The sequence below is a fragment of the Alteromonas sp. CNT1-28 genome (genome assembly GCF_022348345.1).
GTDB lineage: Bacteria > Pseudomonadota > Gammaproteobacteria > Enterobacterales > Alteromonadaceae > Alteromonas > Alteromonas macleodii.
This window is the reverse complement of sequence record NZ_JAKREZ010000015.1, coordinates 29643-47826: the sequence shown is the minus strand read 5'-3', so window position 1 is coordinate 47826 and position 18184 is coordinate 29643. Positions and strand designations below refer to the sequence as shown.

At 42.0% G+C, this 18184-nt stretch carries 22 protein-coding genes; all 22 read left to right on the top strand.

Annotation, left to right across the window (positions count from 1 at the left end; translation table 11 throughout):
• The first annotated feature begins 117 nt into the window (after positions 1-117).
• The gene (locus MHN02_RS11040) at positions 118-2226 is read left to right on the top strand and encodes an ATP-binding protein (RefSeq protein ID WP_239246078.1); all 2109 of its coding nucleotides are present in this window, start codon (positions 118-120) and stop codon (positions 2224-2226) included.
• A gap of 220 nt (positions 2227-2446) precedes the next feature.
• On the top strand, positions 2447-2815 hold the full coding sequence (rplN, locus tag MHN02_RS11035; RefSeq protein ID WP_012519228.1) for a 50S ribosomal protein L14: 369 nt from the start codon (positions 2447-2449) through the stop codon (positions 2813-2815).
• A 12-nt stretch (positions 2816-2827) separates the two neighbouring features.
• On the top strand, positions 2828-3142 hold the full coding sequence (gene rplX / locus MHN02_RS11030; RefSeq protein ID WP_014950912.1) for a 50S ribosomal protein L24: 315 nt from the start codon (positions 2828-2830) through the stop codon (positions 3140-3142).
• Positions 3143-3159: 17 nt separating this feature from the next.
• Positions 3160-3699, top strand: coding sequence for a 50S ribosomal protein L5 (gene rplE, locus MHN02_RS11025; protein ID WP_014950911.1), 540 nt, complete (start codon positions 3160-3162; stop codon positions 3697-3699).
• Positions 3700-3711: 12 nt separating this feature from the next.
• A complete protein-coding gene (gene rpsN / locus MHN02_RS11020; protein WP_014950910.1) occupies positions 3712-4017 on the top strand; it encodes a 30S ribosomal protein S14 in 306 nt (101 codons plus the stop codon).
• Between the two features lie 13 nt (positions 4018-4030).
• Entirely contained in the window at positions 4031-4423 is a 393-nt protein-coding gene (gene rpsH, locus MHN02_RS11015; RefSeq protein WP_039217831.1) for a 30S ribosomal protein S8, read from the top strand.
• A 13-nt stretch (positions 4424-4436) separates the two neighbouring features.
• Positions 4437-4970, top strand: a complete 534-nt coding sequence (rplF, locus tag MHN02_RS11010) for a 50S ribosomal protein L6 (protein WP_014950909.1) — start codon at positions 4437-4439, stop codon at positions 4968-4970.
• A gap of 12 nt (positions 4971-4982) precedes the next feature.
• Positions 4983-5336, top strand: a complete 354-nt coding sequence (gene rplR / locus MHN02_RS11005; RefSeq protein WP_014950908.1) for a 50S ribosomal protein L18 — start codon at positions 4983-4985, stop codon at positions 5334-5336.
• Positions 5337-5345: 9 nt separating this feature from the next.
• Complete coding sequence (rpsE, locus tag MHN02_RS11000) at positions 5346-5846, top strand: 30S ribosomal protein S5 (RefSeq protein ID WP_012519221.1); 501 nt, start codon at positions 5346-5348, stop codon at positions 5844-5846.
• A 6-nt stretch (positions 5847-5852) separates the two neighbouring features.
• Positions 5853-6032, top strand: a complete 180-nt coding sequence (gene rpmD, locus MHN02_RS10995) for a 50S ribosomal protein L30 (protein WP_014950907.1) — start codon at positions 5853-5855, stop codon at positions 6030-6032.
• 3 nt (positions 6033-6035) lie between these two features.
• A complete protein-coding gene (gene rplO, locus MHN02_RS10990) occupies positions 6036-6470 on the top strand; it encodes a 50S ribosomal protein L15 (protein ID WP_014950906.1) in 435 nt (144 codons plus the stop codon).
• Positions 6471-6475: 5 nt separating this feature from the next.
• Positions 6476-7795, top strand: coding sequence for a preprotein translocase subunit SecY (gene secY, locus MHN02_RS10985; RefSeq protein WP_014977524.1), 1320 nt, complete (start codon positions 6476-6478; stop codon positions 7793-7795).
• Positions 7796-7833: 38 nt separating this feature from the next.
• Positions 7834-7950 (top strand): 50S ribosomal protein L36, encoded by a 117-nt coding sequence (rpmJ, locus tag MHN02_RS10980; RefSeq protein WP_012519217.1) that lies wholly within the window; start codon positions 7834-7836, stop codon positions 7948-7950.
• Positions 7951-8125: 175 nt separating this feature from the next.
• Entirely contained in the window at positions 8126-8482 is a 357-nt protein-coding gene (gene rpsM, locus MHN02_RS10975) for a 30S ribosomal protein S13 (RefSeq protein ID WP_012519216.1), read from the top strand.
• Positions 8483-8496: 14 nt separating this feature from the next.
• Positions 8497-8889 carry a 30S ribosomal protein S11 gene (gene rpsK, locus MHN02_RS10970; RefSeq protein ID WP_012519215.1) on the top strand — a complete coding sequence of 131 codons (393 nt, stop codon included), beginning with the start codon at positions 8497-8499 and terminating at the stop codon, positions 8887-8889.
• A gap of 24 nt (positions 8890-8913) precedes the next feature.
• Positions 8914-9534, top strand: a complete 621-nt coding sequence (rpsD, locus tag MHN02_RS10965) for a 30S ribosomal protein S4 (protein WP_012519214.1) — start codon at positions 8914-8916, stop codon at positions 9532-9534.
• 19 nt (positions 9535-9553) lie between these two features.
• Positions 9554-10543 carry a DNA-directed RNA polymerase subunit alpha gene (gene rpoA, locus MHN02_RS10960; RefSeq protein ID WP_039226687.1) on the top strand — a complete coding sequence of 330 codons (990 nt, stop codon included), beginning with the start codon at positions 9554-9556 and terminating at the stop codon, positions 10541-10543.
• Between the two features lie 41 nt (positions 10544-10584).
• On the top strand, positions 10585-10986 hold the full coding sequence (gene rplQ, locus MHN02_RS10955) for a 50S ribosomal protein L17 (RefSeq protein WP_012519212.1): 402 nt from the start codon (positions 10585-10587) through the stop codon (positions 10984-10986).
• A gap of 255 nt (positions 10987-11241) precedes the next feature.
• On the top strand, positions 11242-12621 hold the full coding sequence (locus MHN02_RS10950) for a hypothetical protein (protein ID WP_239246074.1): 1380 nt from the start codon (positions 11242-11244) through the stop codon (positions 12619-12621).
• A gap of 153 nt (positions 12622-12774) precedes the next feature.
• Positions 12775-13836 (top strand): hypothetical protein, encoded by a 1062-nt coding sequence (locus MHN02_RS10945; protein ID WP_239246071.1) that lies wholly within the window; start codon positions 12775-12777, stop codon positions 13834-13836.
• Complete coding sequence (locus MHN02_RS10940; protein ID WP_239246069.1) at positions 13833-15536, top strand: BNR repeat-containing protein; 1704 nt, start codon at positions 13833-13835, stop codon at positions 15534-15536. Before MHN02_RS10945 ends, MHN02_RS10940 begins: the two co-directional genes overlap by 4 nt.
• A 25-nt stretch (positions 15537-15561) precedes the next feature.
• Complete coding sequence (locus MHN02_RS10935) at positions 15562-18183, top strand: glycosyltransferase (protein WP_239246067.1); 2622 nt, start codon at positions 15562-15564, stop codon at positions 18181-18183.
• Position 18184: the final 1 nt, after the last annotated feature.

Here is an 18184-nt window from a genome sequence, read left to right as displayed (position 1 = left end):
ATTATACTAATTGATGAGGGTGAAAACTTTCATCTGCGTATATTTCACGTAAGTTTAAAAGGTCAACGCTAAAAACGTTGGCCTTTTTACTTGCTGTCCGGGAGGGCGAAAATCCTCATGAGTATCATTAAAGATCTACAAACCATATCAAATGACAAAGCGCTTTCATTTGATAAAAAACTCGAGAGCTTGCTAAGCATAGGAACGGAAATACTCGGGTTGGAAACAGGGATTGTAAGTAACATTCAAGGCGATAATTACCGTGTGCTTAGCGTTATTACGCCCGACAATGACATACCATTAAATGCGACCTTCGCATTACCAGACACTTACTGTGCAGACGTGGTGAACAGTGATGCTGTTGTGGCTTATCACGATATAGATACTGTGCCAGGTGCCTCGCATCCGTGTTTTGAAAAATACACCTTAAAGAGTTATCTCGCTTCTCCAGTGCGAGTACACGGTGAATTTTTTGGTACAGTAAACTTCTCGTCTCTTGGTTCACGGGATACTCCCTTTACGCCTGTAGAGATGGACTATTTACTTTTACTTGCTTCGTGGATAGGCAACGAATTAGAGCGCCAACAAGCAATAAGTAGCCTCAATGCACAAAAAGCCATATTAGAAGAGAGAAACTCGTTATTACACCAAGTGACTAACCTCGCCGGTGTGGGTACATGGGAATTAAATATTGATACCGGAGCATTGAACTGGTCGAGTGCTTTAAAGAGGATGCTGCATGTTCATAGTGAAAAGGTGGTAAAACCAAATGATGTTATTAAGTTCTTGGTCGATGAAGGCCAACGAGCTGAATACATCGAACAATTCAAGCAGATGATTAAAGATGGTGAAGATTGTTCCTATGAACTTGAAGTTCGCACCGATGCGGGAGAAATCCGTTGGTTACTAAGTCGCGCTCATCCCGTAATGGAAAACGACCGATGCGTTAAGGTAATTGGTGCTACAGTCGACATAACGCAGCAACACTTGGACAAAGCTATCTTGCAGCAAAAAACGGATATGGCAGAAAGCGCGTTGAAAGCACGAGGTGAATTCCTTGCGAATATGAGTCATGAAATTAGGACACCTATTCATGGCGTACAGGGCATGCTTGAGGCGCTTATAAGTACGTCACTCAACGCTAAACAATACGAGTATGCGAGTGTTGCAATGAGAAGTGCCGAATCACTGCTTAATATTGTCAACGACATATTGGATTTCTCTAAAATTGATTCTGGCAACATGTCTTTCGAGGAGTCGCCCATCAACCTTGCCGATGCAATTGAAGAGCAGATTCCGATGTTCTCAAAGTTGGCCCTAGAAAAAGGTATCGAACTTTCAGTAAGCACAAAGGGCGTTGAGGGTAAAACTTTTATAGCGGACAAACTAAGAGTTGGGCAGATTTTGATTAACCTATTGAATAACGCCCTCAAATTTACAAAAGAAGGAAAGGTGACGGTTGAAACTAAGTGCACGCGCTACGGGAGTGGGCGGTTTAGCGTTAAATTGATAGTGACCGATTCAGGGATAGGTATTACCGAGCAGCAGCAAAAATTCATATTTTCACCATTTATTCAAGCAGAGAGCTCTACACAGCGAAGATATGGAGGCACAGGCTTAGGCTTGTCAATAGTCAATCAAATAGCGAAGCATTATGATGGTAAAATTGAAGTGTCTAGCGATTTGGGTGTAGGAGCGCGATTTATCGTAACGCTTATGTTAGATGATGCCAACGCTGGTGCTGTTGCGGAAAAAGCATGTAGCGATAACTGTGTTTACATCCCTTCTAAACAGGAATTGAGCGCGTTTAAGGCACTAATAGTAGAAGACAATGAAATAAATCAGCTTGTCATTAAAGAGCAGCTAAAAGAGATAGGTATTACAGCCGATTTAGCAGAAAACGGTGAAGAGGCGGTAGAAAAAGTTAAAGGCTCAATAAAGGGACAGTCACCCTACGCTATCATTTTGATGGACTGTCATATGCCTGCAATGGATGGATTAGAGGCGACGAAGCTAATTAGGTCAATGGGAGACAAGGCACGGGACATCCCAATAATTGCATTAACCGCAAATGCGCTAACCGGCGACAAAGAAAAATGCTTGAAATCCGGCATGGATGACTTCATATCAAAACCTGTTGGTGTAAGCCGGTTGAAAGAGTGCCTTTACAGGCACTTGAGTAAGCAGCTTGTGAGTAATGAAAATCGCCTAAAAGATCCTGCTTGATAACCTATGACGTGGTTATCAGCCCCGACTTTTAGTCGGGGCTTTTTTATTGCTCACATAGTTTAAAAATAATTCAATTTACCGCTATCACTTCCAAATGTTTTCTGTTATTATTTCGCGCCCTTTTTATGGGGGTATGTACATAAAAGCAACGACATCCAGTTGTTTTTAGCAGCACTAACGACTCGGGAGAGTCTTAATTTAAGAGCGGAGCACTAACATGATCCAAATGCAAACTAACCTGGACGTTGCAGACAACAGCGGCGCTCGCAGGGTTCAGTGTATTAAGGTTCTTGGTGGCTCGCATCGCCGTTATGCAGGTATCGGTGACATCATCAAAGTTACTGTTAAGGAAGCAATTCCTCGCGGTAAAGTTAAAAAAGGTGACGTACTGAATGCAGTGGTGGTGCGTACTAGAAAAGGCGTTCGTCGTGCAGATGGTTCTACCATTCGTTTTGACGGTAACGCGGCTGTTATGCTTAATGCTAACAAGCAACCAATTGGTACGCGTATCTTTGGCCCGGTTACCCGTGAGTTGAGAAGTGAAAACTTCATGAAAATCATCTCATTGGCCCCAGAGGTACTATAAGGAGTCACGATAATGGCTAATAAAATTCGTCGTGATGATGAAGTAGTCGTATTAGCGGGTAAAGACAAAGGCAAACAAGGCAAAGTCCTTAAAGTGCTTATTGCTGATAACCGTGTAATTGTAGAAGGCGTTAATCTCGTTAAGAAGCACACTAAGCCAAACCCACAATTGGGCGTAGCTGGTGGCATCGTTGAGAAAGAAGCTTCTATTCACGTTTCTAATGTTGCGATTGTTAACCCGGCAACGGGCAAAGCAGATCGCGTTGGTTTCCGTTTCGAAGATGAGAAGAAAGTACGTTTCTTCAAGTCTAACGGCGAACTTGTTTAATTATATTGGAGAGTACGATGGCGAAACTGCATGATTTCTATAAAGAAACAGTAGTAGCTGAACTTGCTAAGCAGTTCGGATACAAAAGCGTCATGCAAGTCCCTCGGATTGAAAAAATCACTCTAAACATGGGTTTAGGTGAAGCAGTTGCTGACAAAAAGGTACTTGAGAATGCTCAAGCTGACATGACGGCTATCGCCGGTCAGAAGCCTGTTGTTACAGTTGCTAGAAAATCAGTAGCGGGTTTTAAAATCCGTGAAGGTTATCCGATTGGCTGTAAAGTAACCCTACGCGGCGAGCGTATGTGGGAATTCCTAGAGCGTTTGATTTCAATCGCTATCCCACGTGTTCGCGACTTCCGTGGTTTGAATCCTAAATCATTCGACGGACGTGGTAACTACAGCATGGGCGTGCGTGAGCAAATCATTTTCCCTGAAATCGATTTCGATAAAGTGGATAAGGTTCGCGGTATGGATATCACTATCACTACCAGTGCGAATACAAATGAAGAAGCACGTGCTCTGCTGGACGCGTTTAACTTCCCATTCAAAAAGTAGGGGTGTAGGGTTATGGCAAAAGAATCAATGAAGGCACGTGAAGCTAAGCGTACTAAGCTAGTAGCTAAGTATGCTGAAAAGCGCGCCGCACTTAAAGCGATTATCAGCGATGTTAACGCTTCTGAAGATGAGCGTTGGGACGCTGTTCTGAAGCTACAACAACTGCCACGTGACTCTAGTAAGTCTCGTCAACGTAACCGTTGTCGTGTTACTGGTCGTCCACATGGTTACCTACGCAAATTCGGTCTTAGCCGTATTAAGCTTCGCGAAGCAGCGATGCGCGGTGAAGTCCCTGGCCTTAAGAAAGCCAGCTGGTAAGGAGTAGCTGATAATGAGCATGCAAGATCCTATCGCGGATATGTTTACCCGCATCCGTAACGGCCAGATGGCACAGAAAGTTTCTGTAACTATGCCTTCTTCAAAACTTCGCGTTGCAATCTGTGAAGTATTGAAAGCTGAAGGTTATATTACTGACTTCGCTGCTACTGGTGACGTTAAGCCTGTTTTAGAAGTTACGCTTAAGTACTTCGAAGGCAAGCAAGTAATTGACACTATCGAACGTGTAAGCCGTCCTGGTCTGCGCATCTATAAGAAAAAAGATGAGCTTCCAAAGGTTATGGGTGGTTTAGGCGTAGCTATCGTGTCGACTTCTAAAGGTGTGATGACTGACCGTGCAGCGCGTAACGCTGGCATGGGCGGTGAGATCATCGGTTATGTAGCATAACGGAGGAGTTGAAATGTCACGTATAGCAAAAGCCCCAGTAGACGTTGTATCAGGTGTAGAAGTTTCTATCTCTGGTCAAGAAGTTACTGTTAAAGGTAGTAAAGGCACTTTGACCCGCGTTTTCAACGACGCTGTAGAAGTTGCACAGGAAGAGAACCAACTTAAAGCACTTCCACGTGAAGGTTTTGTTGACGGTTGGGCACAGGCTGGTACTGCGCGCTCTATCCTTAACGCAATGGTTCAAGGTGTTTCAGAAGGTTTTGAGAAAAAACTTCAGTTGTTAGGTGTTGGTTACCGTGCACAAGCACAAGGTAACAAACTAAACCTTACACTAGGTTTCTCTCACCCTGTAGCATACGAAATGCCTGAAGGCATTACGGTTGAAACTCCTAGCCAAACTGAAATCGTCGTTAAAGGCGCCGATAAGCAGGTGGTTGGTCAGGTTGCGGCGAACATTCGTGGTTACCGTCCACCAGAGCCTTACAAAGGTAAAGGTGTACGTTACGCTGACGAACACGTACGTCGTAAAGAAGCTAAGAAAAAGTAGGTGGGTGATACGATGGATAAGAAAACAGCTCGCATTCGTCGCGCTACTCGCGCACGAGCAAAAATTCGTGAACTGGCCGCGCATCGCTTGGTAGTTAACCGTACACCTCGCCACATCTACGCTCAGCTAATCGCTCCATGCGGTTCTGAAGTGTTGGCAGCGGCTTCAACTGTTGAGAAAGATCTTGCAAAAGATCTTAAGTCTACAGGTAACGCTGAAGCAGCGACGGTAGTCGGTAAAGCAATCGCAGAGCGCGCGCTTGAGAAAGGCATTAAAACAGTGGCTTTCGATCGCAGTGGTTTCCAATACCACGGTCGCGTTAAAGCATTAGCTGATGCAGCTCGCGAAGCTGGTCTTCAGTTCTAGGAGTTTATAATGGCTAAACAAGACGTTCAAAATGGTGAATTTCTAGAGAAATTGATCGCCGTAAACCGCGTATCTAAAGTGGTTAAAGGTGGTCGTATCTTTAGTTTCACTGCATTGACAGTAGTGGGTGACGGTAACGGTCGCGTTGGTTTTGGTTACGGTAAGGCACGTGAAGTACCTGCTGCAATCCAAAAAGCAATGGAAAAGGCACGTCGCAACATGGTTGACGTAGACCTTAACGGTCACACGTTACAGCACCCGATTAAAGGTCGTCACTCTGGCTCTAAAGTTTACATGCAGCCAGCATCTGAAGGTACCGGTATTATTGCCGGTGGTGCGATGCGTGCAGTACTTGAAGTAGCTGGTGTACAAAACGTACTTTCAAAATGTTACGGCTCTACAAACCCAATCAACGTTGTTCGTGCAACAATCAACGCGCTGACAGAAATGAACAGCCCGGCGAAAGTTGCTGCGAAGCGTGGATTGTCTGTAGAAGAAATTTTGGGGTAATCAGACATGGCAACGATTAAAGTAAAGCAAACTAAAAGTGCAATTGGCCGTCTGCCAAAGCACAAAGCTACGCTTAAAGGTTTAGGCCTTCGTAAAATCAACCATGTTCGTGAACTGGAAGATACCCCAGCCGTTCGTGGCATGATCAACCGTGTATATTACATGGTTGAGATAGTGGAGGAGTAAGACATGCGTTTAAATACAATTTCTCCAGCCGAAGGTTCAAAGCCTACTGGTAAGCGTTCTGGTCGTGGTATCGGCTCAGGTCTTGGTAAAACGAGTGGCCACGGTCACAAAGGTCAAAAAAGCCGTTCAGGTGGCCGCGTTAAGCCAGGATTCGAAGGTGGTCAGATGCCTATCCAGCGTCGTCTTCCTAAGTTCGGTTTCACTTCACGCAAGAGCTTTGTTACTGATCAAGTAACTCTTGCTGAAATCGCGAAGGTTGATGGTGATACTGCGTCTCTTGAGACTTTAAAAGCAGCTGGTATCGTTAAGAAAGAAATCCAGTTCGTTAAAGTTGTTAAGAGCGGTGAAGTTTCACGCGCTGTTACAGTAAGCGGGTTAAAGGTTACTAAAGGCGCTAAAGAAGCGATTGAAGCTGCTGGCGGTAAAGTAGAGGAATAAGCTAGATGGCTAAACCAGGATTGGATTCAGGCGCTAAAAGCGGCTTGAGTGAGCTTAAGGCAAGATTGTTGTTCGTACTTGGTGCGATTGTTGTATTCAGACTAGGTTCTTACGTTCCTATCCCTGGCATCGATCCAGCTGTACTTGCTGACTTGTTCGAGCAACAAAAAGGCACCATTGTAGAAATGTTTAACATGTTCTCTGGTGGTGCGCTTGAGCGTGCATCCGTTCTGGCTTTGGGCATTATGCCATACATTACTGCATCCATTATCATGCAGTTGCTCTCGGTGGTTCACCCACCGATGGTGGAGCTTAAAAAAGAAGGCGAAGCAGGCCGTCGTAAAATTAGTCAGTACACGCGTTATCTAACGCTTGTATTGGCTATCTTCCAATCTATTGGAATTTCGACTGGTTTGCCTAACCTGATTAATGGATTGGTGATAAACCCTGGCTTCGGATTCTACTTTACGGCAGTAGTGAGCCTAGTCACAGGAACTATGTTCCTTATGTGGTTGGGTGAGCAAATTACCGAACGAGGTATTGGTAACGGTATCTCTATATTGATTTTTGCTGGTATTGTTGCCGGTCTGCCAACAGCGATAGGTCAGACTGCGGAACAAGCAAGGCAGGGCGACATTAACTTGTTGTTCCTACTGTTGATTGGCGTGATTGTTATCGCTCTTACATACCTAGTTGTATTTGTAGAGCGCGGACAGCGCAGAATTGTGGTAAACTACGCGAAACGTCAGCAAGGCCGTCAGGTTTTTGCTGCGCAAAGCACCCATTTACCGCTGAAAGTCAACATTGCTGGTGTAATTCCACCAATCTTTGCTTCTAGCATTATTCTGTTCCCGGGTACCATCGCAGGATGGTTCGGACAGAATGAATCAACAGCGTGGTTGCAAGATGTAGCGCTTATGCTATCTCCTGGTCAACCGCTGTACGTGATGTTATATGCAGCTGCGATTATCTTCTTCTGCTTCTTCTACACGGCGTTGGTTTTCAACCCGCGTGATACAGCAGATAACTTGAAGAAATCTGGCGCGTTCATCCCAGGCATCCGCCCGGGTGAGCAAACGTCACGATACATTGATAAGGTAATGACTCGCCTTACACTGGCTGGCGCACTGTACATAACCTTTATTTGTTTAGTGCCTGAATTCATGCTAATTGCTTGGAATGTGCCGTTCTACTTCGGTGGTACGTCGCTTCTCATTATCGTAGTAGTTATCATGGACTTTATGGCACAAGTACAGACACATTTGATGTCTAGTCAATATGAGTCTGTGCTGAAGAAAGCTAACCTTAAAGGCTACGGCCGATAAGTTAGCCCCTTAATATTGATAGAAAGGGGAAAGATGTAATGAAAGTTCGTGCATCAGTAAAAAAGATTTGCCGTAACTGTAAAGTTATCAAGCGCAACGGTGTTGTGCGTGTAATTTGCAGTTCTGACCCAAAGCATAAGCAGCGTCAGGGCTAATCTAAGCGGAACAAGATATTCGCAAAGCTAAGTAAGCAGAACCTAGATAGTACTTGTCTGGTTCTGCTAGTTTTGTTTTAAAGTATTTTGAACCTTAATTTGCAATTTAGTCGACGGGTAAGTATCCTATCGGGCTTTTTAGGTCGTCGACAAATAAACAAGAGGAGTGCTGTTAATGGCCCGTATCGCTGGCATTAACATTCCTGAGCACAAGCATGCTGTAATCGCTATCCAAGCGATCTATGGCGTTGGTCCCACACGTGCGAAAAGCATTTGTGCGGGTGCTGGTGTTGCAGAAAATACAAAAATCAAAGAGCTAGACGAAGCTACTATTGATAAGCTTCGTGACGAAGTGGCTAAATTCACCGTTGAAGGTGACCTACGCCGTGAAGTCTCTATGAGCATCAAACGTTTGATGGACCTGGGTTGCTTCCGTGGTATTCGCCACCGTCGTAGCTTGCCTCTACGTGGTCAGCGCACTAAAACTAATGCGCGTACCCGTAAAGGTCCTCGTAAGCCAATTAAGAAGTAAACGGGGAGTAAGTTATGGCTAAAGCACCAGCTCGTAGCACGCGTAAGCGCGCTAAACGTCAGGTTGCAGACGGTATGGCTCATATCCATGCGTCTTTCAACAACACAATTGTGACTATTACAGACCGTTCAGGCAATGCACTAGCATGGGCGACATCTGGTGGTTCAGGTTTCCGTGGTTCACGTAAATCTACCCCATTTGCTGCACAGGTAGCTGCTGAGCGTGCAGGTGTTGCTGCACAAGAATACGGTCTTAAGAACCTTGAAGTTTTCGTTAAAGGTCCAGGTCCAGGCCGTGAGTCTGCGATCCGTGCTCTTAACGCTACAGGTTATAAGATCACAAACATTACCGATGTGACCCCTATTCCTCACAACGGTTGTCGTCCACCGAAAAAACGTCGCGTTTAATCGACGGACAGTTGGAGAAAGATCATGGCAAGATATTTGGGTCCAAAACTCAAACTTAGCCGTCGCGAAGGAACTGACCTGTTCCTAAAGAGCGGCGTTCGCGCAATCGATTCTAAATGTAAGATCGATACAGCGCCTGGTCAGCACGGTGCCCGTCGTGGCCGTCTGTCTGACTACGGTGTTCAGCTGCGTGAAAAACAAAAAGTTCGTCGTATGTACGGCGTTCTGGAAAAGCAATTCCGCAACTACTATAAAGAAGCTGCACGTCTAAAAGGCAACACAGGTGAAAACTTGCTACAGCTTTTAGAACAGCGTCTTGATAACGTAGTTTACCGTATGGGTTTCGCTAGCACTCGTGCAGAAGCACGTCAGCTAGTTAGCCACAAGGCGATCATGGTAAATGGTCAAGTTGTGAACATCCCATCGTTTAACGTTTCTGCCGAAGACGTGGTTTCTGTTCGTGAAAAGGCTAAGAAGCAAGCGCGTATCGTTGCTGCTTTGGAACTGGCTGACCAACGTGAGAAGCCAACCTGGATTGAAGTAGACAGCAGCAAAATGGAAGGCACTTTCAAGCGCGTTCCTGAAAGAACTGACCTGTCTGCGGAAATTAACGAACAGTTGATCGTCGAACTTTACTCTAAGTAAAGCTAACTAAAGAGGAAGCATTGTGGGTTCTGTGACTGAATTCCTAAAACCGAGATTAGTTGAGATCGAAAACGTTTCTCCTACTCGTGCCAAAGTAACTTTGGAACCACTAGAGCGTGGCTTTGGCCATACTCTAGGTAACGCCCTACGTCGTATTTTACTGTCATCTATGCCAGGATGTGCAGTTACCGAGGTAGAAATTGACGGCGTTCTTCACGAGTACAGCACCAAAGAAGGTGTTCAGGAAGACGTAATTGAAATCTTGCTAAATCTTAAAGGTTTAGCGGTTCGCCTTGAAGGTAAAACTGAGGCGACCCTAACTCTAGTGAAATCTGGCGCTGGCCCTGTTGTTGCTGGTGATATTCAGCATGATGGCGACGTAGAAATTACAAACCCTGACCACGTTATTTGTACTTTAACTGGCGAAGCTGAAATCAGCATGCGCATTAAAGTAGAAATGGGTCGCGGTTATGTACCAGCTTCTACCCGTCGCTCCTCTGAAGAAGATGATCGTCCAATTGGTCGTTTGTTAGTAGACGCTTCATACAGCCCAGTTGAACGTATTGCTTACAGTGTAGAGTCTGCTCGTGTTGAACAACGCACAGACCTAGACAAACTAATCATCGACATGGAGACGAACGGTACTTTGGATCCTGAAGAAGCGATCCGCCGTTCTGCTACTATCCTAGCTGAACAGCTAGATGCATTCGTAGACCTACGTGATGTGTCTGAGCCAGAAGCGAAAGAAGAGAAGCCAGAATTCGATCCGATTCTGCTTCGTCCAGTAGATGACCTAGAGCTGACAGTACGTTCTGCAAACTGTTTGAAAGCAGAAGCTATCCAGTACATTGGTGACCTGGTACAGCGCACTGAGGTTGAGCTACTTAAAACGCCAAACCTTGGTAAGAAATCGCTAACTGAAATCAAAGATGTTCTAGCATCTCGTGGTCTTTCTCTAGGTATGCGCCTAGAAAACTGGCCGCCAGAGAGCATCGCTGAAAAAGATTAATCAGGTTTTTATCAAACTGATTTGTAGAGAAGGATAAAACTATGCGCCATCGTAAGAGTGGTCGTCAGTTGAATCGCAACAGCAGCCATCGTCAAGCTATGTTCAAAAACATGGCCGGTTCTTTGGTCAAGCACGAAGTGATCAAAACTACGTTACCAAAAGCGAAAGAATTACGTCGCGTAATCGAGCCTCTAATCACTATGGCTAAAGAAGACAGCGTTGCAAACCGCCGTCTAGCTTTCGCCCGCACTGGTGACAAAGAGGTTGTAGGTAAACTATTCAACGAGCTTGGTCCTCGTTACGAAGCTCGTCCAGGCGGCTACACTCGCATTCTTAAATGCGGTTTCCGTGCTGGCGACAATGCCCCAATGGCATATGTTGAGCTAGTTGACCGTCCAGTTGTAGAAGCTGAAGAAGAAGCAGTAGAAGCAACTGAAGAGTAATTAATACTCGATTAGAAAAAGGGGCCTGAGTGAAAACTCAGGCCCCTTTTTTTGCGGCCGAAGTACGATGGGGGCAGAGTGGAAATTGAGGTGGCATATATATTACTTCTTGGAAGCTATGTTTTCATAAGTAATAAGAAAAGTTGGAAAAACACATGAGGCAGGTTAAGATCCCGAAATTGAGAATTAAAACGATTAGTTACTACTTTCTGTAGTATATGTCAGATCTGAATACGGACACAGCGAAATAAATATATGAAGACTTTCATTGTTGATAGTAGCAATCCAATGTTTGCTACCAGCGAGCCTCTTCCTTCCAATTTTCAATTGCTAACCTTTGAAAGTAATATACTAGCGGTACTCGAAGCTGAAGTGTCGGATGTATGCTGTATAGTCTACCCATCGTTAAGTCGCCTACTTGCAAACTCAATAGATGTAACCGGCCAAGTTGCACTTGCTGAGCATAGACTATTAGATGCGATTGAACAAATAATCAACTTTTATAAGCGTAATAGGAAGCGCTGCACACTTTTGTATTTATCTGATCAGAATTTAGCTTCGCTAAACTTTGATCACCGTGAAACGTTAACGAAATTGATTTCTCAAACATCTGCAAAGCCTAGTGGCGTAATGGAATTTATTGCAGCTAGTACTATGTTGGCTAACAGAGAGTTCGGTAAACGTTTAGCTGAGCTAGAGTCATGCAGTTGTGGTGATATAACTTTCGAGTTGCAAGTCAACTCCCAGTATGGTGTTGATGCTGTTCTTAAATTAAAAAATGAAAATGAGAAAAAATTAACAGATGCTGTAATCAAAAATGCGCATATCAGAGACGCTATTGCCACAGAAGAACAAGCAAAACGCGCAGAACTAGAACAAGAAAATGAACAAGTAATTAAACAATTGCATAGCCTACAGGAGTTGTTTGAAGAGAATCTAGAACAGTTTAATCTTACAAAACATAAACTAGGGGTTGCTAAAAAAGAAGTTGCGGATATTAAGATTGCCCTTACTAGTGAAAAGCAAGCAGTTCAGCAATTAAAGGAAACTGAACAAAAAGCCGCACAGGAAAAGCATAAACTATTGCAACAACAGTTGATCGAAAAAGAACAAGAAAATGAACAATTGATGGAACAACTTCATTATACCCAAGAGCTAATTGAGCTGGAATACGAAAATAAAGCCCAGCAACAAAAGCATTTTAAAGCTGTAAGTCAAGAAAGGTCTGCGTTACTTAAAAACCTTGAAGAAGCTAAGGTAGTCCAAGTATGGTTACGTAGCGCTTTAACTGAAGCTAACCAGCGGTTATGGACAAAAAGTCGTAAATTCAGAAGCGAAATTAAACGCCAGGCAAAAGTACTGCAAGAGTCGGCTGAATTTGTTGAAAGGCAGTATTTAGAAATGTACCCCGATATAAAAAATTCTTCGTTAGAACCAGCCGTTCATTATTTAGTGTTTGGAGCGATAGAAGCGAGAAATCCTTCGAATACGTTTAATAGCCTAAGGTATATTCAAAAGTACTCTGATGTAGCAGAATCGGGTTTGAATCCTTTGCTACATTATGAAAGGCATGGTCAGTATGAAGGTCGGCAACCTAATCCAATGCTAGTACAGCTACCTACTCCCAAAGACTAATGAGCTAGAATATAAAGCCTTAAAAATTTATAGTTTGCTATTGTGTTATTGCGGTTTATTAAAAGAAACATTTAGTGAAATCTATAAATCTCGATTAATGTGAGGCTAGAATAACTATTGTCTAATAGCAGGAAGGCAAGAAGGAAGAAGTTCGTGATCGATTTAAAAACTATAGATTTTAAAAATATTGACGCAGTGATTTATTTAGGGTGCGGAGATTTACAAAGATTGCCTGATTTTCCAAACGATACGTACGTAGTCTTACTAGACGCAGACTCTGCTATTATCGATTTGTTAGAAATACAGTTCAGCAACCAGCCTAAAATTAACTGTCTGCACCGAGTTGTTTCGGTAGATGGAAGTGAAAGTCAATTTAATTATTTTAACTTGAATTCCTTCAATGGTTTTTCCGAAGAAAAGGTGATAAAAGCGCTATATCCTGGAATTAAATTACGAAATTCTGAAGTGGTGAAGACATCTGACATTACAGAAGTCATTAAAGAACTGAATATAGTCTGTAATTCGAGAAATGTTTTGTTGATCGATATACCAAGTTTAAATGCTCAGTTATTACAAAAATTAAAAGAATCTGGACAACTTTATCACTTTCGATTAATTGTGGCCTGTCAGCAAGTCGAAAATTTTTTTCAAGATGAAAATTCTGCATCAGAGTTGGGAACTTGGTTTTCAGATAATGGCTTTCTAGTCCTACAACAACCTACAGCAGACCCTGATTTCGCTTTAATAACTGCACAATCTAACCTTCCATATTCATTCGATAAAGTCCTACAGAACGAAGTAAAAAATAAAGAAAAAAATGAGCCCGACCAAAAATCTGATCAAACAACAGAAAACTTACAACTAGAACTGGGGAATTCTGATTTACACAAGATAATTGAAGAAAAAGACAAAAAATTAGCAAAGCTTGCGCTTGAGATATCTAAAATCACGTCTGAGAGAGACTCTGCGAAAGACGAAAGAGATAGTCAAAGCGAACAGATGAGTCAATTAGCAAAACAGATAGAGCAAACAAATAATTTATTGAACAATAAATTATCACAATTGAGTTTTCTACAAAAGCAGTTAGTGGAACTAGAAATTGAAAACAATAGAGTTTCTTCGGAAAACGCTATTCATCAAAAAGCTCTGTCTAAAACGCGTGCTCAGTTAGACGTAATCAAAGAACTGCTAACTAATCCAAAAGTACAGCAATGAAATACATGGAAGACATAGAACTAGCCTGGAAGATAGGTGATTGGAATTTATTGTCAGGTTTAAACCTCCAAGACTTAAAATCCTCCAATTTTGAGGCGACTAAATTGCAGTCTATTGCATTAAAAAAAGCAGTGGCGCATTTTCAATTAAGTCAAATTAAGGACGCGGTTGCGTCTATACAATTCGCTGAGAAGGAAGGTGCGAACAATAGTCTTTTAGTAAAATATCTTTTGTCGGGTGTATATCACACTCTCGCAGGACATGATGTTGAGCTTCAATACAACGAATCCGCAGTAGCTAATCTGAATGCCATACATACTATCTTGAATGCACGAAATGATAGGATAGATCAACCGAAATGGTTAACAGAAGCACAAATTTCCTATAGACATTGGGAAAATAACGTTTCCAGTAAAGTCGAAGCTGTAGTTACGCAAATAATCGACTTAGGTGAAGCTTGGGCAGGAAATAGTATTAATACTGTAATATTCCGTCATCAAGGTGTATTTAGTTATAATGGATTTCAATACACTGCTTTTTATATCGATCAAGAAACGTTACGAATTATCAAACGAAGCCTAAAAAACAATAAGATTGAAAAATATGATATTAAAGGAAATTATAACCTAAAGGATGCGCATAACAGCATTAGTCTTGGTATAGACAGGCTAGGTCGTTTACATATATCTTACGATCATCATGGAAATAGGCTTAATTATCGTCGGAGCGAGAGGGCTGAGAACATTTCTGACTGGAGCGATCTTTTACCTATGACAGGTTGTAATGAAGAGCGCGTCACTTACCCAGCATTTATTTTACCAACTGAACACACGCCCTTAATGATGCTTTATCGTGATGGTAATTGGAAAAAGGGAACTGCTTATATAAAGTATTTTGATGAAAGTTTAAATCAATGGTTTGATTATCCAAAACCAATTTTAAGTGGTGCGGATAACAAACCGTGGACTAGCAACGCATATTGGAATCACCCCGTATTAGATAAATATGGTGTCCTGCATCTTTCTTATACTTGGCGAACTGATTACTTTAGTGAAGAGCAGTTAATTAACAACATCAATATTGATTATGCTAAGAGCTTTGACTCAGGGTTGAATTGGGCGACGTCGAAAAATCATCCATATAGGTTGCCAATAACCCCATCGAATACCGAAACCGTATGGCCCGTTTCTCCAGGCTCTAACCTCATAAACCAAACCAGTATGGCTCTTGATTCAAAAGGTTATCCACATATTGTTTTTTACGCCAATGACTCAGAAGAAGTTCCGCAATATCAACATATCTGGTTCGACGGCAAGTGTTGGCGGCAAACTTACGTTACGCAGCGGATTCACCCATTCAATTTGTCTGGAGGTGGAACGTTAGAGATTCCCATTAGCCGGCCTGAAATTGTAATTGACAAAGATGATACCGTTTTTATTATTTATCGCGCTTTAGAATCGGAGCAGAAATTGATTGCCAGTTATCAAACTGCTCCGAACTATCAATATCAACCAGGACATACTGTAACGCTTTGGGAAGAGCCAGTAGGGCATGCCGAACCTATTATTGACCGAGTAAGATGGCAGCAAGATAAAATTCTAACATTGTTAGTCCAATATAATGAGCAGCCGGATGGTGATTTACAACATCAAAGTATTGAGAGCAATATTCGTTTAATCGACATTCAATTTAAAAAATAATTATAAACTTCATTATGGATATATTATGAGTTACTTAAAAAAGGCCAATGAGGCTTTTAGAAAAGCTAATTACAAAAAAGCTATTGATTACTATCGATTGGCACAAGAAAAATATCCCCAACTTTTGAGTGTAATTGAATTTAATATTAAGAAGTCAATTGAAGCCTTAGATAAAGGTGCCACTTATAATGGTATGTCTTCTAATAATTTGAATTTAAGAAAAGAAAATACTGTGCAAAAGGTTAATTTAGAGAAGATTGTGAATCTAAAACTCGCAACTTCTCAATTTGAAGGAAAATGTGAATTATTCAACGAAGGCGTTTTGAAAGGTTGGGCTGTTAAAAAAGGTCACCCAGCACTAATAATTGAATTAGATATTTATGTTAATGGAAAATTTTTTTCTAAGTTAAAAAACGATCAGAGTCGGGGCGATCTAAAGCGGCACAATAAATCTGATGGGCGTGGTGGTTTTTCAATACTTTTACCCAAAGAAATATTTTCTGAGGATGAAAATAAAATCGAGCTAGTTCTCCCGGATAAAAGTATTCTCGCAGAAGTTTTTATCCCTAAAAAATGCAATAAAATCAATTTGCATTCTAATGTAAGAGTGCCAGTTGATGAAAAAGTGTCTGTGATTGTACCTATTTACAATGCTCCAGATGATCTAGAAGTTTGCATAAAAAGGCTTTTGGACTATACAAGTAAAGAAGTGGATATTATTTTAATCGATGATGCGAGCACAGACTCTAAAATTAAAAATATTCTGGGGAGCGCAGAAAAATATGAGAATGTTAGAACCTTCAGAAATGAGTCAAACTTAGGTTTTACTAGGACTGTTAACAAAGGGATTGAGTTAGCAGGCACAAATGATGTTGTGTTCCTGAACTCTGATGCACGTGTTACCCCCAGATGGTTAGAGGGGTTAAAAGCGGCTCTATCAACGGATGCCAAAATTGCAACTGTCACACCTATGTCAGATAGGGCGGGAGCATTCTCAGCACCCAACATAGGTAACGAAAATGATTTACCAGAAGGGGTAAGAGAAGAAGACTATGCGATTGCTTTTCGTCGCCGTTCCTTTGGCTTTTATCCAACAGTTCCTACTGGGAATGGGTTTTGTTTATACGTAAGAAGAAAGTGTATAGATGATATAGGCCCATTGGACGCAGAAGCTTTTCCGCGTGGTTATGGTGAGGAGAATGATTTCTGTATGCGCGCACGCGCAGCTGGATGGAGAAATGTGATTGATGACCGTACTTATATTTTTCATGATAGAAATAAAAGTTTTGGCGAGGCCAAAACTGACCTGATGGCGGCTGGACGTAAAATTGTCGATAAAAGATTTCCAGACTATAAAAAGTCAACTTCCATATTCACGAAAAGTGTTCAAATCAATTTAGCAAGATTTAGGGCTAGAATGGCGTTAAATGACGTAGAAGCAAAAGTCCTTCCAAGAGGCCTGTTTGTAATTTCGACACTTACAGGCGGAACACCTCAAACGAATAGAGATTTGATGTTAGCGGTGAGTTACGAAATAGAGCCTTGGTTATTGCACTGTGATAGTAGGGTTATATCACTTTATAAAATTCACACTGATAGAGATGATGAGTTAATTGAACAGTGCTTCCTAAACGAACAGATAGATCCATTAACTCACGTATCTGCCGAATATGACCAGGTAGTTTCAAGTTGGTTGATAAATTTTGATTTTGAGTTAGTGCACATAAGGCACCTTGCATGGCATTCATTAAATCTCCCCAAGTTGGCAAAGAAAGCAGGTGCAAGAGTCATAAAGTCTTTTCATGATTACTACGCAGTCTGCCCAACTGTCAAACTTTTAGATAACGATCGTAAATTTTGTGGTGGTCAATGCACTTTAACGTGTGGTGAGTGCCCACCTGAATTATGGGAAAAAGATTCATTCCCTTATCTTAAAGATAATTGGGTACATACTTGGCGCCGGATGTTCACAGAAGCCGTAAAGCATTGTGATGCATACATAACCACACACCAAAGTGCTAAAAATATTATCCTAGAGCAGTTAGATATTGAGGCGGAAAAGTTCCATGTGATACCTCATGGTCGAGATTTTGAAAATTTCTATCAACTATCTGCGCCATTTAAAGATGGTGATGTTTTGAGAATTCTTGTCCCGGGAAATATAAATGAAGCAAAAGGTAGTGAGATTATTGCAAACATTCTAACTCAAGATAAAAAAGGGCTATTAGAGTTTCACATTCTCGGCCGAGTGAGCGCTTCTTTAAATCAGTTTAAGCACCCACGCTTAATCATCCATGGCGAATATAAAAGAGAAGATTTTGCAAAGCGTGTCAAAGAAATTAACCCACATATTGGTGCAGTTTTATCGATATGGAATGAGACATGGTGCCATACACTAACCGAATTGTGGTCTGTTGGGTTACCTGTAGTCGTTACCGATTATCGAACTCTATCTCAGCGTGTCACAGAATGCGATGGAGGGTGGGTCTTAGAAAACAATGATTCTAATTGTTTGGATTTTATCAACGCCACCCAGATAGTTGAAAAGGCCACCAATGTGTATAGTTTTCAAAGGGAAATTCAAAAGTCTAATAACAAAAAAATGGCAGATAAATATAAATCTGTTTACTTTGGGTTGGTGAGGTGAC

Excerpts from the sequence above, each read along its gene's own strand:
- MHN02_RS11040 (WP_239246078.1), top strand. The coding sequence starts at position 118 with ATGAGTATCATTAAAGATCTACAAACCATATCAAATGACAAAGCGCTT.
- rplN (WP_012519228.1), top strand. The coding sequence starts at position 2,447 with ATGATCCAAATGCAAACTAACCTGGACGTTGCAGACAACAGCGGCGCT.
- rplX (WP_014950912.1), top strand. The coding sequence starts at position 2,828 with ATGGCTAATAAAATTCGTCGTGATGATGAAGTAGTCGTATTAGCGGGT.
- rplE (WP_014950911.1), top strand. The coding sequence starts at position 3,160 with ATGGCGAAACTGCATGATTTCTATAAAGAAACAGTAGTAGCTGAACTT.
- rpsN (WP_014950910.1), top strand. The coding sequence starts at position 3,712 with ATGGCAAAAGAATCAATGAAGGCACGTGAAGCTAAGCGTACTAAGCTA.
- rpsH (WP_039217831.1), top strand. The coding sequence starts at position 4,031 with ATGAGCATGCAAGATCCTATCGCGGATATGTTTACCCGCATCCGTAAC.
- rplF (WP_014950909.1), top strand. The coding sequence starts at position 4,437 with ATGTCACGTATAGCAAAAGCCCCAGTAGACGTTGTATCAGGTGTAGAA.
- rplR (WP_014950908.1), top strand. The coding sequence starts at position 4,983 with ATGGATAAGAAAACAGCTCGCATTCGTCGCGCTACTCGCGCACGAGCA.
- rpsE (WP_012519221.1), top strand. The coding sequence starts at position 5,346 with ATGGCTAAACAAGACGTTCAAAATGGTGAATTTCTAGAGAAATTGATC.
- rpmD (WP_014950907.1), top strand. The coding sequence starts at position 5,853 with ATGGCAACGATTAAAGTAAAGCAAACTAAAAGTGCAATTGGCCGTCTG.
- rplO (WP_014950906.1), top strand. The coding sequence starts at position 6,036 with ATGCGTTTAAATACAATTTCTCCAGCCGAAGGTTCAAAGCCTACTGGT.
- secY (WP_014977524.1), top strand. The coding sequence starts at position 6,476 with ATGGCTAAACCAGGATTGGATTCAGGCGCTAAAAGCGGCTTGAGTGAG.
- rpmJ (WP_012519217.1), top strand. The coding sequence starts at position 7,834 with ATGAAAGTTCGTGCATCAGTAAAAAAGATTTGCCGTAACTGTAAAGTT.
- rpsM (WP_012519216.1), top strand. The coding sequence starts at position 8,126 with ATGGCCCGTATCGCTGGCATTAACATTCCTGAGCACAAGCATGCTGTA.
- rpsK (WP_012519215.1), top strand. The coding sequence starts at position 8,497 with ATGGCTAAAGCACCAGCTCGTAGCACGCGTAAGCGCGCTAAACGTCAG.
- rpsD (WP_012519214.1), top strand. The coding sequence starts at position 8,914 with ATGGCAAGATATTTGGGTCCAAAACTCAAACTTAGCCGTCGCGAAGGA.
- rplQ (WP_012519212.1), top strand. The coding sequence starts at position 10,585 with ATGCGCCATCGTAAGAGTGGTCGTCAGTTGAATCGCAACAGCAGCCAT.
- MHN02_RS10950 (WP_239246074.1), top strand. The coding sequence starts at position 11,242 with ATGAAGACTTTCATTGTTGATAGTAGCAATCCAATGTTTGCTACCAGC.
- MHN02_RS10940 (WP_239246069.1), top strand. The coding sequence starts at position 13,833 with ATGAAATACATGGAAGACATAGAACTAGCCTGGAAGATAGGTGATTGG.
- MHN02_RS10935 (WP_239246067.1), top strand. The coding sequence starts at position 15,562 with ATGAGTTACTTAAAAAAGGCCAATGAGGCTTTTAGAAAAGCTAATTAC.